The sequence below is a fragment of the Shewanella indica genome, from assembly GCF_002836975.1.
Classification (GTDB): Bacteria; Pseudomonadota; Gammaproteobacteria; order Enterobacterales; family Shewanellaceae; genus Shewanella; species Shewanella indica.
Genome location: NZ_NIJK01000022.1, coordinates 126,713 through 141,526, shown reverse-complemented (window position 1 = coordinate 141,526; position 14,814 = coordinate 126,713). Strand labels below are relative to the sequence as shown.

Here is a 14,814-nt window from a genome sequence, read left to right as displayed (position 1 = left end):
CAGGGTTATGATGGAGCAGGTGGCTAAGGTTATAGGCACAGACAGTGACGGTTGGGTCAAGGTGCAGGTGGAGTTGAAGAGTGCCTGCAATCACTGTTCCAGCAGCGAATCCTGCGGCACTTCGGCAGTTGCCAAGGCGTTTGGCAGTCGGTTGCAGGAGTTTTCCCTGCCCAGCACTGAAACTTATCCCGAAGGCACTTTGCTGCGTTTGGGCTTGCCGGAAAGCGTAGTGCTCAAGGCGGCTCTGCTGGTTTACATGCTGCCTTTGGCCGGGTTGTTTATGGGCGGGTTATTGGGGCGCTTTGTTGCCTCGCTCGCCGGGTTCAGTACAGATGGCGGTGCCATATCCATGGCGATCGCCTTTGCCTTGCTGGCTTGGCAACTGGGCAAGTCTCAGGCACGCAGGATTGAAAACCGGGCTCAACCCGTCATTCTCGCCAATCTTGGCCAAGCCATGGAGAGCGCTTCAGAAACTCACTGCCACTAATCCTGTCCTTCCCACAAAGGCTCAAAGTGTGAATCTAATTGGTATTGGCCCAGCAATCGGGTACAATTTCGCACCTTTGAGCACAGTCTCCCATTAGAATTTAGTCATTGCAGCATAATGAAACATATTAGAAACTTTTCGATTATTGCCCATATCGACCATGGCAAATCTACCCTCTCAGATCGCCTGATCCAGGTTTGTGGCGGCTTAACCGACCGTGAAATGGCTGCTCAGGTGCTGGATTCAATGGATCTGGAGCGCGAACGCGGTATCACCATCAAGGCCCAGAGCGTTACACTCGACTATAAGGCAAAAGACGGTGAAACTTATCAGCTGAACTTCATCGATACCCCAGGGCACGTTGACTTCTCCTATGAAGTTTCCCGCTCGCTGGCGGCTTGTGAAGGAGCCTTGCTGGTGGTTGATGCCGGTCAAGGGGTTGAGGCCCAGACACTGGCGAATTGTTATACCGCGCTGGAAATGGATCTGGACGTTGTTCCTGTACTCAACAAGATTGACCTGCCACAGGCTGAACCCGAGCGGGTGGCGGCCGAGATTGAAGATATAGTTGGCATTGAAGCCAAAGATGCAGTGCGCTGCTCTGCCAAGACAGGTATCGGCATAGACGAAGTGCTGGAAACCATAGTGGCACAAATCCCACCACCGGAAGGTGACCCGGAAGGGCCGCTGCAGGCACTGATTGTTGACTCTTGGTTCGACAGCTACCAAGGGGTTGTGTCCCTGGTACGGATCAAGAATGGCGTGCTCAAGAAGGGCGATAAGTTCAAGGTCATGAGCACAGGCCAGACTTACAACGCCGACAAGGTGGGGATCTTCACTCCCAAGCAGAAAGAAAAAACTGAACTGAGAACCGGTGAAGTAGGCTTTGTTATTGCCGGTATCAAAGAGATCCACGGGGCCCCCGTGGGGGATACCCTGACCCATGCCAAACACGGCGCGGAAAAACCGCTGCCGGGCTTCAAGAAAGTGAAGCCTCAGGTATACGCTGGTGTGTTCCCCATCTCTACCGACGACTATGAAAACTTCCGTGATGCGTTGAATAAACTGAGCTTGAACGATGCTTCACTGCAGTTTGAGCCGGAAAACTCCACTGCTCTGGGATTTGGTTTCCGTATTGGTTATCTGGGACTTCTGCATATGGAGATCATCCAGGAGCGATTGGAGCGGGAATATAACCTGGATCTGATCACCACGGCACCGACTGTAGAGTATGAAGTTGAGCTGACCAATGGCGATGTTGTTTATGTGGATAACCCATCGGAGTTGCCGGCACTCAACTATATCGAAGAGATGCGTGAACCTATCGTTGAAGCCAATATTCTGGTGCCCAAGGATTACCTGGGCAATGTGATCACTCTGTGTGTTGAAAAACGCGGTGTACAGAAGAATATGGTTTACCACGGCAACCAGGTAGCACTGACCTATCATATTCCGGCGGCTGAAGTCGTGATGGACTTCTTCGACAGGCTTAAGTCCACCAGTCGTGGCTATGCTTCGCTCGAGTATAACTTTGTCTACTTCCAGGCAGCCGACATGGTGCGTTTGGATGTGTTGATCAACGGCGACAGAGTCGATGCACTGGCGATGATCATCCACAGGGGCAACATACGCCACCGTGGTATTGCCCTGGTGGAGAAGATGAAAGAGCTGATCCCGCGGCAGATGTTTGATATTGCAATCCAAGCCGCAGTGGGCAGTCAGATTGTGGCCCGTTCGACCGTGAAAGCACTGCGTAAAGACGTAACCGCCAAATGTTACGGTGGTGACGTTTCCCGGAAGAAGAAACTGCTGCAGAAGCAGAAAGAAGGTAAGAAACGGATGAAGCAGCTCGGTAACGTGGAAGTTCCACAGGAAGCCTTCCTGGCGGTATTGAAACTGAACGAGTGATCCTGTGGCGCCGCGGCGCCCTGGATAGCTACATCTCATTTGCGCCGCATTTTGCGGCGCTTTAGTTAGTTTAAGGGGAGACCTGTCCCTGGAACGGCAAATATGGGTAAACTAACTAAAGCTGACAAGACTTATTCCAATTTAATACAAGGCAGGAGTTAAATAACCAATGGCAGCCTATTTTTCCATTATTCTGGTGCTGGTGACCTTGGTCAGCGGCCTTATCTGGGCGCTCGATTCCTTTGTGCTGGCCCCCAAGCGTCAGGCTAAACTGGCACTGGCCCAAGCGCAAAATGGCACCCTGACCGATGAAGTCACTGAAAAAATCATCCAGGAGCCAGGTTATGTGGAAACCTCCAAGTCCATTTTCCCTGTGATAGCCTTTGTGCTAATCCTGAGATCTTTTTTGTATGAGCCGTTTCAGATCCCTTCCGGCTCCATGATGCCAACACTGCTGGTGGGTGACTTCATTCTGGTGGAAAAATTCAGCTATGGCCTGAAAGATCCTGTATGGCGCAGCAAGCTGGTGGAAACCGGCGAGCCGGAGCGCGGCGACATCATAGTATTTAAATACCCTAAAGATGAGCGGGTCGATTACATCAAGCGGGTTATCGGTTTACCAGGCGATAAGATCATCTATCGCAACAAGGAACTCTATATTCAGGAGGCCTGTAAAGAGCAACAACCTTGTCCAGGTCCTAAACTGGTATTGAGAGCACCGGTCAATAAAGGCGAGTTCCAGGATGATGGCGTGGATCTGCTGCGTTTTCGCGAGCAACTGGGTGAGGTGACTCACGATATTCTGATTAACCCGGCCCGCCCTGAGCCATCGGCCTTCTATTACCGTGAGCCAGGCTTTGGCCAAGGGGAGTTTGTCGTACCAGAAGGCCATTACTTCGCCATGGGCGATAACCGTGACAACAGTACCGATAGCCGTTTCTGGGGCTTTGTACCCGAAGCGAATCTGGTGGGTAAAGCCGTGGCAATTTGGATAAGTTTTGAGTTTGAGCGCCAGCCTCAGGATTGGTTACCTACCTGGGTGCCAAGCGGTGTGCGTTTTGAACGTGTAGGTGGTTTGAAGTGAGAGAACCTGTGAAGAATTTTGCCCGTCTGTGTCGTACTCTGGGGTATGAATTCAATAACATGGCACTGCTGGAGCAGGCCATGACTCACAGAAGTGCGGCTAATAAGCATAACGAGCGGTTGGAGTTTCTCGGAGACTCTATCCTGTCGATAGTGATTTCCGATGCCTTGTATCATCAGTTCCCCAGGGCGACCGAAGGCGATCTCAGCCGGATGCGTGCCACCTTGGTACGCGGTGATACCTTGGCGCAAATCGCCAAGGAGTTTAAGCTGGGTGACTATCTGACCCTGGGTCCGGGCGAACTCAAGAGCGGCGGTTTTCGCCGCGAATCCATTCTCGCCGATGCGGTGGAGGCCATCATAGGCGCCATCTACCTGGACTCAGATCTGGAAACCTGTCGGCCACTGCTCTTGGGCTGGTACCAGCAGCGACTGAAGGCGATTCAACCCGGGGTCAGCCAGAAAGATGCCAAGACCCAGTTGCAGGAATACCTGCAGGGTTATAAGAAACCCCTGCCTGAGTATAAAGTGGTGGCGGTTTCCGGCGAGGCGCACGATCAGACCTTTACCGTAGAATGCCGTATCGAAGAGCTGGAGCAAGCCGTATCCGGTACCGGCAGTTCACGCAGAAAAGCCGAGCAGCAAGCCGCTGCTGGGATATTGGAGTTACTGAAAAAATGAGTAAGACCCCAGAGGTACCGGCCCAGGAGCCGAGCCTGGATGAACTGCTGGCCAAGATGAACCAGCCGTCACCGACACCCGCCTATGATGTCACTTACTGCGGTATGGTGGCCATAGTCGGTCGCCCCAATGTCGGCAAGTCCACCTTGCTCAACCGTTTGCTCGGCCAAAAGGTGAGTATCACCTCCCGTAAGCCGCAAACCACCCGCCACAGGATCATGGGGATCCACACCGAAGGCCCATCGCAGATAGTCTTTATCGACACCCCTGGATTGCACATAGAGGAAAAGCGCGCCATCAACCGTTTGATGAACCGCGCCGCCGCCAGCTCGCTGGCCGATGTTTGCATGGTGATCTTTGTGGTCGATGGTCTCAACTGGACCGCCGATGACGAAATGGTGCTCAATAAGCTGCGTCATGGCGGCAATGAGCGCAAGACAGTGCTGGCGGTGAACAAGGTCGACTATATCAAGGATAAAGAGACACTGTTTCCGCACCTGGAAGCCCTGGGGCAGAAATATGCCTTCGATGAAATTGTGCCCATCTCAGCCAAGTCGGGTACCAACGTTGGTCGCTTGATGTCGCTGGCGAAAGAATCACTGCCCGAGAGCGTGCACTATTTCCCGGAAGACTATATTACCGACCGTTCACAACGCTTTATGGCTTCTGAAATCGTCCGTGAAAAACTGATGCGTTTTCTCGGTGATGAGCTGCCTTATGATGCCACGGTGGAAATCGAGCAGTTCAAGATGATGGAGAATGGCGTCTATCAGATCAATGCGCTTATTCTGGTTGAACGTGACGGTCAGAAACGCATGGTGATCGGCAAGAAGGGCGAGCGAATTCGTACTATCGCCACCGAGGCCCGCAAGGACATGGAGCAGTTATTTGATAACAAAGTGTTCCTGGAAGTCTGGGTCAAGGTGAAGTCGGGCTGGGCCGATGATGAACGCGCCCTTCGCAGTCTGGGTTACGGCGAAGACTGAGGCCGACTATGCTGCGAGGCTATGTGCTGCACGCCCGGCCCTATCGGGAATCCAGCATGTTGTTGAACCTGTTGGTGGATGGCTTTGGTCGGGTCGACGCCGTTGCCAGAGTCGGCAGTGGCAAGCGCTCGATAAAGAGCATAGTGCAGCCGTTTCAGCCGCTGCTGTTCCAACTTACTGGCCGCAGCGACCTCAGAACCCTGACTCAAATTGAAAGTGCGTCCCCGGCAGTACCCCTGTCCGGGGACGCTTTATATGCGGCCATGTACCTCAATGAACTCTTGGTGCGGGTACTGGGTAACCACCAGAGTGGCGAAGCGCTGTTTTTCAGTTATCATCAGAGCCTGCTGGCGCTGGCCAAGGGCTTTGAGCAGACAACACTGCGCTATTTCGAGCTCAGACTCTTATCCGAGCTTGGCTGCATGCCCTCGCTACTGAAGGATGCCGATGGCGCCGAGATCCAAGCTGATGGCTGCTACAGATTCATTCCCGAACAGGGATTTATTCCCTTTGTTGGTGATGTCAAGCGGCAAGAGGCATTCCCGGGAAGCACTCTGTTGGCATTGGCAGAAAATCGCCTTCAGCAAGAGGATTGGCAAGCCGCCAAAGCCTTGACCCGGCAATTGCTCCGGCCTCTGCTCGGCGATAAGCCACTGCTCAGCAGGCAGTTGTTTGCCCGCCGGGGGGGAAATTTGCCAAGGGAGCCACAGCCGCAAAACCGAGGGGATAAATGAGCTCTTCAGCCCGCTTTTTTCAAATGCTGCCGTTACAATGGGCAGAGAATAGAAACTGCTTTTATACCGCCGAACAGGCCGGTGCATTCCATGAATTATCAAGGAGTTACAGATGAATCGAATCTTGTTAGGGGTGAACATAGATCATATCGCCACCTTGCGGCAGGTGCGTGGCACCCATTACCCGGATCCTGTGCATGCAGCGGCCGTGGCAGAGCACGCCGGCGCTGAGGGGATCACTATCCATCTGCGTGAAGACAGACGCCACATAGTGGATCGCGATGTCTATCTGCTGGCCAAGACGCTCAAGACCCGGATGAATCTGGAAATGGCGGTCACCGAAGAGATGCTGGATATCGCCTGTGAGGTTAAGCCTGCCTATGTTTGTCTGGTGCCGGAAAAACGTGAGGAGCTTACTACAGAGGGCGGTTTGGACGTTGCCGGTCAGCAGCCGAAAATCGCCGCGGCGGTTAAACGTCTGGCCGAGCAGGGCATTAAGGTATCACTCTTTATCGATGCCAACCGCGAGCAGATAGATGCTGCCGTTGCCGTGGGGGCGCCCGTGATAGAAATTCATACCGGCCGCTACGCCGACGCCCACAGCGCTGAAGAGGAGAGCGAGGAGTTGGCCCGTATCACGGAAATGGCTGCCTATGCTCATGGCAAGGGCCTGGTGGTCAACGCTGGGCACGGGTTGCACTATCACAATGTGAAGCCAATAGCGGCCATTCCCGAGCTGCATGAGCTGAATATCGGCCACGCCATCATAGCCAGGGCGGCGATAGACGGCCTGGACAAGGCGGTCAGAGATATGAAGCAACTCATGCTGGAAGGTCGCAGAGGCGAGTAATGGCTGTGCTGGGACTGGGAACCGACATAGTGGAAATCGCCCGCATTGAAGCTCAGTTGGCACGGGGCGGCGATAGGCTGGCCAAACGGGTGCTGACCGAGGCCGAATATGCCCGCTTTGAGACGTTAAGCGAACCGGCGCGATTTCTGGCCAAGCGCTTTGCGGCCAAGGAAGCGGCTGCCAAGGCGCTGGGAACTGGAATTGGCCGCGGAGTCTCGTTTCAGCATATTCATATCAGCAACAATGCCGATGGTGCGCCCCAGCTTGAATTCAGTGATGGGGCGTGCCAACGCCTGGAAACACTGGGCGCCAAGCGGGCACTATTGTCCATTGCCGATGAACGTCACTATGCGGTGGCGACTGTTGTTCTGAGCGACTGAGCTTCAGTCGGAACAGTAAGCTCAGTTTGACAAGTCGCTCAATCCATTCATTCTAACGGCATACTCGCTCGATTGATGGTGACTGAGGCCAGAGGTAGGTTATTAACTTGCCTCTGGCCTTTTTGCATCAAGATTCGCTTCTTATCAGTCCAGCGATTTCAGCGGCCGATAATGACCAAGGCTGGATGGCAGGGCTATGCCCTGGCTTCGCAACTGGTTGACCCGGTTTTGATAGGCGGCACCTACGAGCAGTTGCAGTGCCAAGTCCACGGCGCGGCGCTGACGGTAATCATCCAGGTAGCTATCCTTGGCCCAGGCGTTGAAGGCACCCAGTGCCGGCCCGGCCCAGATCTGGTAATCCATCTCCCGACCACTTTCCCCTGTGTTGGACCAGCGGCTCGATAGCCCCAGATACCAGCGGAAAATGAGCGCCATCTTGCGCTTTGGATTGCCCTCGGCGCGGCGAATTTGTTCGGGGTCCCGCGCCATAAAGTGGGCAACCGTGCCTTGCCAGATTTCATCCAGATTGGCGCGAAACACCTGAGTTTCCAGCTTTTGGCGCTCATCGGCCGGAATGGCCTCTATCGAGTCGTAGCGGCTGTAGATTTCGTAAAGCTTATTGGCCCGCATGGGGAATAGGGTGCCGCGTTTTACCACTTGCAGCTTGACGCCCATCTCAAACATATCCGCGGCCGGCGCCATGGTGACATCGGCCATTTCCACGGTCGCCAATAGCTTACGGCTGTGCTCGCTGGCACCTGCTTCGATACAGGCCTGATTGATAGAGCCGGTAACAATAAAGGCGGCGCCCATATTGAATGCCGCCAAAGCCGCATCCGGCGTGCCTATGCCGCCACCCGCTCCAACCCGGATAGGTTCTTGGTAGGCGTATTTTGCCTGCATTTGATCCCGCAAGGCGATAATGGTGGGCAGCAGGGTAACCAGAGGACGATTGTCGGTATGGCCGCCGGAGTCTGCCTCGGCGGTAATGTCGTCGGCCATGGGCACCTGCCTGGCAAGTTCGGCCTGCAGTTCAGTGATCCATCCCTGACTCAGCAGCTGCTGGAGGATTTTCTCCGGCGGCGGCGCCATAAAGTGGGCGGCGACTTCGGTGCGGCTCACCTTGGCTATCACCTTGTTGGCGATTAGGGTGTTGCCGTCACTGTCCCGGCTCAGTCCGGCCACCCGATATCTCACTATGTGAGGGGTCAGCGCCAGAAAGGCCGAGGCTTCGACCGTACGCACCCGGTGTTTGAGATAGAGCTCGACCGCACCTTGCTCGAGTACCGGTTCGCTGGGGCTATGGATCAGGTTAAAGGCGTAGGGGCCGCTTGGCAGTGCCGCCTGAATTCGGCTGATGGCGGCTTCCACTCGGGCGGGCACCAGACCGGCGGCGCCGAATGAGCAGAGAATGCCGGCCTTGCCGAGGGCAATCACCAGCTCTTCGGAGGCGATACCGTTGGCCATGGCACCGGCATAATAGGCGTACTTGACTTTGTGGCAGGCGGCAAAGGCCGGATCGCCGAGCGCTGCTGCGCTGAGTGGCGGCACCATGGCGCAAACCGGCAGTGTATTGCCGCTAGCACTCGTCTCGGCAAGCTGCGCCTGATTGGCAAACAGGATTTCACCCTTGGTTTGTCTGGCGACAAACAGTGGCTTATCCAGCGCCTTGATTGCGTTGACGGCACAGTTATCCGTAGCCGCAAAGACATCATCATTATTTGGGTTCAGGGCCCAGGGCCAATTGAAGCTTGTCATCTTGTTGCTCTCATTATCTGTTCGGTTGTCTTTACCTGAGGGTTCAGGCTTCTTCAATGGCCAGAGCCAGATCTTTTATTTCATAAATTCGCAGGCCATCTTTGGCAAGCCAGGCATCGGCTGTCAGTGTGACTCTGTCCGGCGTATCCTCTATGGCTGTGATATGCAGCTCCAGCGACATCTGCCGGTTCAGGGGATTGATCTGACCGCGGTATTTCCACTGTACCTGACTCAGGCAATGGGCGAATCTTGGGTTACTGAATTGGCTCCCAAGCCCGGCGTCCAGAGCAAAGGCACTCAGGAGTTCCAGCATGGCTTCCACCCCGAGCGAGCCCGGCATCACAGGGTCCTGATGGAAATGGAAGCGGAAGAACCAGTCAGCGGCATCGATTTTGCGCTCGCCATAGATGTAGCCCAAGTTGGAATGGCCGCCTTGGCGGCAGATGCGGATAGAATCGACAAAGTTGAGTCGACCGCCCGGCAGGCGCAGGTGTTTTTGCTTCCAAGAGCCATGATAGAGAGCGCAATCGGCAGCGCGAAGATCATAGCTCACATCGGCCTCAAGCCCCTGCTGTTTATCCCAGGGCTCGGTCACCTTGCCATTATCCAGCCCCAACTGGTTTTTCAGCGCCTCGGCCTTGAAGTAACCAAATACTGCCTCGCCTTCATAGAAGGGTTCACCATCGGCGCTGAGCACAAAGCTGAAACTCTGGATGATGTTGGTGCCCGCCTTGACAGTGCTGAGCAGACGCGAGTCGTTGCTGATGGTCTTGCCACGCAGGTCAAGCCGGCGCAGCAGTGTGCCTTTCCCGTCGAGGTTACGGAAGAAAAGCTCAGTGTCGCCATAGCCCAAGGTGGTGCCCATATAGCCGGAAATAAAACCGTTGGGCTGCAGCGCTATCTCCATCAAAATCGAGTAGGGCATATGCGCCGGGTGACTGTTTTCACTGAAGTACCAGGCCTTGGGCGGCACTTCATATTCGCCGATACAGGAGGCCGGAGACTTGAAGTCGCCGCGCTTGCCAATCACCTGTGTCACCCTGGTGGTGAGCTGCAGATCGCCGCAAGGGGTGCGCGGTGGGATAAGCCCGCGGTAGGCGGCAAAGTCGGGGCCGAAGCAGTTCTCAATATCGCCGGTGGCGAACTCGAACATGTGCCAGGGGGTAAAGGGCGCAGTATCGGGCCTGCGATTCGGGTAGTCCGGTGTTACTGGCGCCGGAACATGCCTGACCGGGAGCACGCCGTGAATGGGCTGAGAGTCCGGGCAGCTTTCCTGGCTCATCAAGGGAGCATTGATGGACGCCTGGCGTCCGGCGTTCAGCGCCTCGTTAGCATCATTTCCCGAGGCGGCAGGGTGTTGCGGCTTTCTGCTGTGCTCCTGGTTGCTGTCATCGGCATACCTGTGGCAGTCTTCATCTTCTTTGAGCATGACGCCCAGATTCTGGAAGTCCACCACCACCTTGCCGTCGAGCAAGATCTCAATATTGGCCTTGGCCCAGGGGCTGGGTGTCAGTCCTATTTCTGTGACTTCCATCCGATAGGTGAGACGATTGGATTGCGGCTGTACCTGTCCGCGACAACGCACCTTCTGCGGCGCGCTTTCCAGTGGTTGGAAACGGCCATTGCGGGTGTGTTTGTGCAGGCCAAGATAGAGCATATAGAACTGCAGCAACTGACCGCAGCCCTCGGCCATCAAGGAACCGGCCATCACCTGATCGTCCTTGAAATGACAGGGGAAATACCAGTGATCCGGCTCCAGTTGCTTGTGCCCTTCAACCAGACCCAGGCCCCAGGCGCCGCCGCTTGGTTCGACTCTGCTTACCTCTTCGATCATCAGGAACTTTTCCGAGGCAAAACACAGTGAGGCTTGGCGGTAACCCAAGTCATGAGATGGGCCAAAGCAGGCGCCGATATCGCCGCTCAGCAGTTGCCTCATTCGCTGGTAATCAAATATCTGTTGTTTACAGTGGATCAAGGGCTGGAATTGGCGCTTGTTCGCCATCGCCAGGTTGCGGGCCTTGCTCTCCTCTTCGGTGCGGATGACTCCTTTGCCATCGGCCAGCTCGGCATCGGTGAAGAAACCGGCGCAGCCGTTGTCCATCTTGAGGATCAGACGCTCGCCGACAAAACACTCGTAGGAGAAGAAAAACAGCAGGGTATCGCCGTTGCGGGCGAAGTGATTGATGGAGATGTCGTATCTCAGGGTATCACCGCCACGGGGCAGATCGCCGAGGAAGGTGAGGGTACAGTCGAGCAAACGGTAGACCCGCTCGCCCTTGTTCTCCAGATCTATGCCGAGATAGCTTATCAGCATCAAGTCACACTGGCCCGATTCCACGGCCACCGCCCAGGGGATCTGGCCATCGACCAAATAGGGGGCGTCCTCGGGAATATCATACTCTGTGGTCATGGTGCTCGGTTTGTATTCGCCGAGACGGGCATTGAGTTTAGTCACCCTGGAGACCAGCAGATAATCTGTGGTGGGCAGTCGCACCCGGCGGCTGTAGCTGTCAATCACGGCATACTCGGGGCCGAATACCGGCGCTATGTCGCCCTCGGCGTATTGCACCAGATCCTGATAATTCCAGATACAGGGTTTGTCCTTGGGCACTTGGGATGTCGCTTTGGTGGTAATGGTTTTGGCAACAGCTTCTGCAGCCGTTTGGACCGAGTCATTGGGCGTGCGCGCTGGCAAAGGTGCTACTGAGGCGGAGTTTTGGGCTGTCGAGCGCTTGTCTTCTGAGCCGATATTTTCGGCGCTTAAGCGGTTTTCGGCCGCAGCTCCGGCGCCCAAGAGGGCGCTGGCCAGTGCCAGTCCGGTTTCACGACTCTTGAGAAAGGCCAGGTGCGCTTCACGTGCCAGCCGTAGATTATCTGCCAGTGCCTGCAGGTGCGCTTCGGTAGCGGCTCTATGGGGTGCGGCCGCAATTTTATCGCCGGGCACGGATTGTCTGAGAGCCGATGGGGCGTGCTGATTGTTCACCGGGCTGAGCTCCTGAGAGTGTTCCTGAGAGTGTTTTTGAATGAGTTCCTGAGTGAACTCCAAGGTCAGTTCACTGTTAACTTGTTGGCTGCTGGTGTGTATTACCGGCGTGGCCTGGGCTTGAGTGTTCTTTGCCTGGGCAAGCTTTTGGCGAATGCCGGTCTCGTGTTTAAGCTCGGCGGTGGCGATATGCTGCTCTATGGCGTCACCGCCAAGGGTGATGGTTTGCCACAGCTGGCGGATATTGGCGCCAGCTATCTTTTGACTGGGCTTTTCACTGGCCCCTTGACTGCTCTTTTTATTCTGCGTGCGGAGCGCCTGTTGCAGACGCGCCTTTTGCTCCGCCGACTGTTGCAAAGTAACCGCGGCGCAGCGGCGCTCGCCATCTATCAGCAGGGTGTGGGAGTCTTTATCCCTATCCTGGGTCAGGCGCAGCAGCGAGTGCAGCAAACTGGCCATTCCAGCGGCGGCAAAGCTGTGCCCCATACGCGAGACGGCGCTGTGGCTGGTGGCCGCGAGACGACGAAAAGCCTTGATGCTGGGGCTGTGTTCATCTACCTCAGGCTGTGCGTCCCGGCAAAGTGCTTGCTCCCTTGAGTCTGCCGTAGAGAGAGGCTCTGTAGTTGTTAATTCCACTGATGAAAACGGCTTGAAACTCTGCTCTGTCAGGGCGCCGTAGCGGCCGCTTTGATGCGCAACTGACGGCGTCAGCACCAAGGCGCCGGCGCCTTCACCCGGTAACAGTCCAAGCTGTTGCAGACGCTTGCCAGAGTGCAATACCCGCTCGGCGCTGCCGGCAAGATCCACCGCTGCCACTACTACGGCGTCCAACGCCTCGGTGCGGCAGAGATTGGCGGCGACTTCCAACGCTCGGGGAACCGACAGCTCGGCGGCCGAAATACTGAAAGCCGGGCCGTTGAAATCCCATTGGGAGGCGACCCGGGAGGCCATGATGTTGCCTATATAGCTGGTGTATTGATTGAGGCTGGCGCTGGGCAGTACGCTGTCCATCGCCAAACGCTCGAGTTCGAGATACTCATCCTGGCTTAAGGTGATGCCGGCATCGTTAAGGCTCTGGCTAATCTGGCTATGCAGATTAACCCGGCCGCGGAACTGATGCAGCTCAAGCTCGGTTTCCATGGCGACCAACACAGCCACCCGGCCACCCATGGGCAGATTGGCATCGCGAATCGCATCATCGGCCACCTTGAGCAGCAGTAATTGCTGCGCCACCAGTCTATCTCCCGGATGGGGCGGCAGGCGGAATTTGAGGAAATCCAGTTCAAACTCGTCTATGTAGCCGCCATTGGGCGCCTGTTCAAGCCCCATGCTGGAGAGCAAAGAGCGGTTTCGCTCCAGGCCTTTCCAGCGTTTTTGGGGCAGGGCTCTGGTGGCCGTTTGCCCTTTGGCTATCAGTTTGGCAAGCGTCTCGAGCGAGTCGGCGGCGCCGAAATGCGCGGCGGCGCCCTCAATCGCCAGGCCGTCAGCGCCTTGGTTTGCAGCCGCTCCCGGCGAAGGTTTGGCCCGAATAAACTCTTTGGCAGCATCGGGCCCTGTGAGCAGCAAGTGGGCGTTACAGCCTCCGAATCCGAACACAGACACCCCGGCAACCGGGCCGGGATTGCCCGCTTTGGTTGGCCAGGGGATGGCGCTGCGCACTATATTGTGCTCGCCAAACAAGCCGTTGGGCGAGCTCAGCGGCGCCGATATTCTCACCGAGGCGGGTAACAGCTTGTGTTTCATCGACAGCAGCAACTTGATGATGCCTGCCATGCCGGCAGCGGTCAGCAAGTGGCTGAGGTTGGATTTGACCGAGCCGATTTTAGGCGCGGCACAGCCTTCCAGACGTGGGCCGAAAAACTGCTCCATGGAGCTGAGTTCCACCTTGTCACCCAGAGGTGTACCCGTGGCGTGGCATTCAATCACCTCCACCTGGGATGGCGCGATATTTGCCGCCTCGGCGGCCCGTTCAAACGCCAGTACCTGGCCCTTGCTGGCGGGGCTTAAGACAAACTGGCCGCGACCATCGTTGGAAAGCCCTGTGCCTCTGACTATGCCGTGAATGGTATCGCCATCCCTTTGGGCATCGCTCAGGCGCTTGAGCACCAATACGCCGCAGCCTTCACCGGCAAACAGGCCGCCGGAACTGTTATCCAGCGGGGCGCTTTGGCCCGACTCGGGGAAGGCCTGGAAAATGGAAAAGCCCATATGGATAAAGAAGGGATCGGCGCCGCTGACGGCACCGGCCAACATCACATCGGCGCTGTGGTTGCTGAGATAGTCGCAGGCCAGGCGCAATGCATAGACTGAGCTGGCGCAGGCGGCATCCAGGCTCAGGCTGGGGCCGCCAAGGCCCAGGCAATCGCACAGCAGTTCAGAGCCCTGGGCAGCGATATCCGTATCCCAATGGCGAATGCTTGCATCTGCAGCCGTTCCAGCATCTATGGCTGATGCCAATGGCGGCATGCCGGGGAAACGGCGCCGCAGCGCCGTATCGACACTGTGATGATACAGCGGCAAAAAGGCCTTGTTGGAAGCTCGGGTGGGGAACGAAAGCGTGCCCATCACGGCGCCGCAGCGCGCCAAGTCGGAAGCGTTTTGCGCTGGGGTTAGCTCGGCGCTTTGCAGGGCCTTGCGGGCGCAATCGAGTGCCCACAACAGATGCTGATCCCAGGTTTCGGCACCCGTTGCCATTTCATCCGCTGATCTGGCATAGCCCTCGGGCGAGAAGTTTAGCTGGCGAATATAACCGCCCTGATCACAATAGAAACGGTCGCTCTGGCCTTTTGCGCCTTGATAATCGCTGACTCTGGCGCCCAATTGGCTGTCATTCAGGGCGCTGATGGCATCCCGGCCTTCGCTGAGCAGTTGCCAGAAGGCGTCCAGATCCTCACAGCCCGGGAAGCGGGCGGCCATGCCAACTATGGCAATGGGCTCGGCTTGTTTACTTGTCACTCTGTTCTC

The 14,814-nt window shown here is 56.3% G+C and carries 9 protein-coding genes and 1 pseudogene; 8 read left to right on the top strand and 2 right to left on the bottom strand.

The window, feature by feature from the left end:
* Positions 1-7 precede the first annotated feature (7 nt).
* The 8 genes from CX650_RS05460 to acpS all read left to right on the top strand — a co-directional run bounded on the left by CX650_RS05460 (position 8) and on the right by acpS (position 7,109).
* Positions 8-487: a SoxR reducing system RseC family protein gene (locus tag CX650_RS05460; protein ID WP_025010554.1), complete on the top strand. Its 480-nt coding sequence runs from the start codon at positions 8-10 to the stop codon at positions 485-487.
* A gap of 117 nt (positions 488-604) precedes the next feature.
* Positions 605-2,395: a translation elongation factor 4 gene (lepA, locus tag CX650_RS05455; RefSeq protein ID WP_100142031.1), complete on the top strand. Its 1,791-nt coding sequence runs from the start codon at positions 605-607 to the stop codon at positions 2,393-2,395.
* 169 nt (positions 2,396-2,564) lie between these two features.
* Positions 2,565-3,479, top strand: a complete 915-nt coding sequence (lepB, locus tag CX650_RS05450) for a signal peptidase I (RefSeq protein WP_101095218.1) — start codon at positions 2,565-2,567, stop codon at positions 3,477-3,479.
* Positions 3,476-4,159 carry a ribonuclease III gene (rnc, locus tag CX650_RS05445; protein WP_101095217.1) on the top strand — a complete coding sequence of 228 codons (684 nt, stop codon included), beginning with the start codon at positions 3,476-3,478 and terminating at the stop codon, positions 4,157-4,159. The genes lepB and rnc overlap by 4 nt, the downstream gene beginning before the upstream one ends.
* The gene (gene era, locus CX650_RS05440) at positions 4,156-5,145 is read left to right on the top strand and encodes a GTPase Era (protein WP_039034209.1); all 990 of its coding nucleotides are present in this window, start codon (positions 4,156-4,158) and stop codon (positions 5,143-5,145) included. Before rnc ends, era begins: the two co-directional genes overlap by 4 nt.
* Positions 5,146-5,153: 8 nt before the next feature.
* Positions 5,154-5,879 (top strand): DNA repair protein RecO, encoded by a 726-nt coding sequence (recO, locus tag CX650_RS05435; protein ID WP_101095216.1) that lies wholly within the window; start codon positions 5,154-5,156, stop codon positions 5,877-5,879.
* 112 nt (positions 5,880-5,991) lie between these two features.
* Entirely contained in the window at positions 5,992-6,729 is a 738-nt protein-coding gene (pdxJ, locus tag CX650_RS05430) for a pyridoxine 5'-phosphate synthase (RefSeq protein ID WP_071477137.1), read from the top strand.
* Positions 6,729-7,109, top strand: coding sequence for a holo-ACP synthase (acpS, locus tag CX650_RS05425; RefSeq protein ID WP_101095215.1), 381 nt, complete (start codon positions 6,729-6,731; stop codon positions 7,107-7,109). Before pdxJ ends, acpS begins: the two co-directional genes overlap by 1 nt.
* Before the next feature lie 144 nt (positions 7,110-7,253).
* On the opposite strand, the pseudogene CX650_RS05420 reads toward acpS, so the two are convergent.
* A pseudogene (locus CX650_RS05420) lies at positions 7,254-8,684 on the bottom strand (PfaD family polyunsaturated fatty acid/polyketide biosynthesis protein); the annotation flags it as partial.
* Between the two features lie 226 nt (positions 8,685-8,910).
* Entirely contained in the window at positions 8,911-14,805 is a 5,895-nt protein-coding gene (locus CX650_RS05415) for a hotdog fold thioesterase (RefSeq protein WP_268248588.1), read from the bottom strand.
* Positions 14,806-14,814 lie beyond the last annotated feature (9 nt).

What these genes read in the sequence shown, in the direction of transcription:
- CX650_RS05460 (WP_025010554.1), top strand. Translation starts at nt 8, where the DNA reads ATGATGGAGCAGGTGGCTAAGGTTATAGGCACAGACAGTGACGGTTGG.
- lepA (WP_100142031.1), top strand. Translation starts at nt 605, where the DNA reads ATGAAACATATTAGAAACTTTTCGATTATTGCCCATATCGACCATGGC.
- lepB (WP_101095218.1), top strand. Translation starts at nt 2,565, where the DNA reads ATGGCAGCCTATTTTTCCATTATTCTGGTGCTGGTGACCTTGGTCAGC.
- era (WP_039034209.1), top strand. Translation starts at nt 4,156, where the DNA reads ATGAGTAAGACCCCAGAGGTACCGGCCCAGGAGCCGAGCCTGGATGAA.
- recO (WP_101095216.1), top strand. Translation starts at nt 5,154, where the DNA reads ATGCTGCGAGGCTATGTGCTGCACGCCCGGCCCTATCGGGAATCCAGC.
- pdxJ (WP_071477137.1), top strand. Translation starts at nt 5,992, where the DNA reads ATGAATCGAATCTTGTTAGGGGTGAACATAGATCATATCGCCACCTTG.
- acpS (WP_101095215.1), top strand. Translation starts at nt 6,729, where the DNA reads ATGGCTGTGCTGGGACTGGGAACCGACATAGTGGAAATCGCCCGCATT.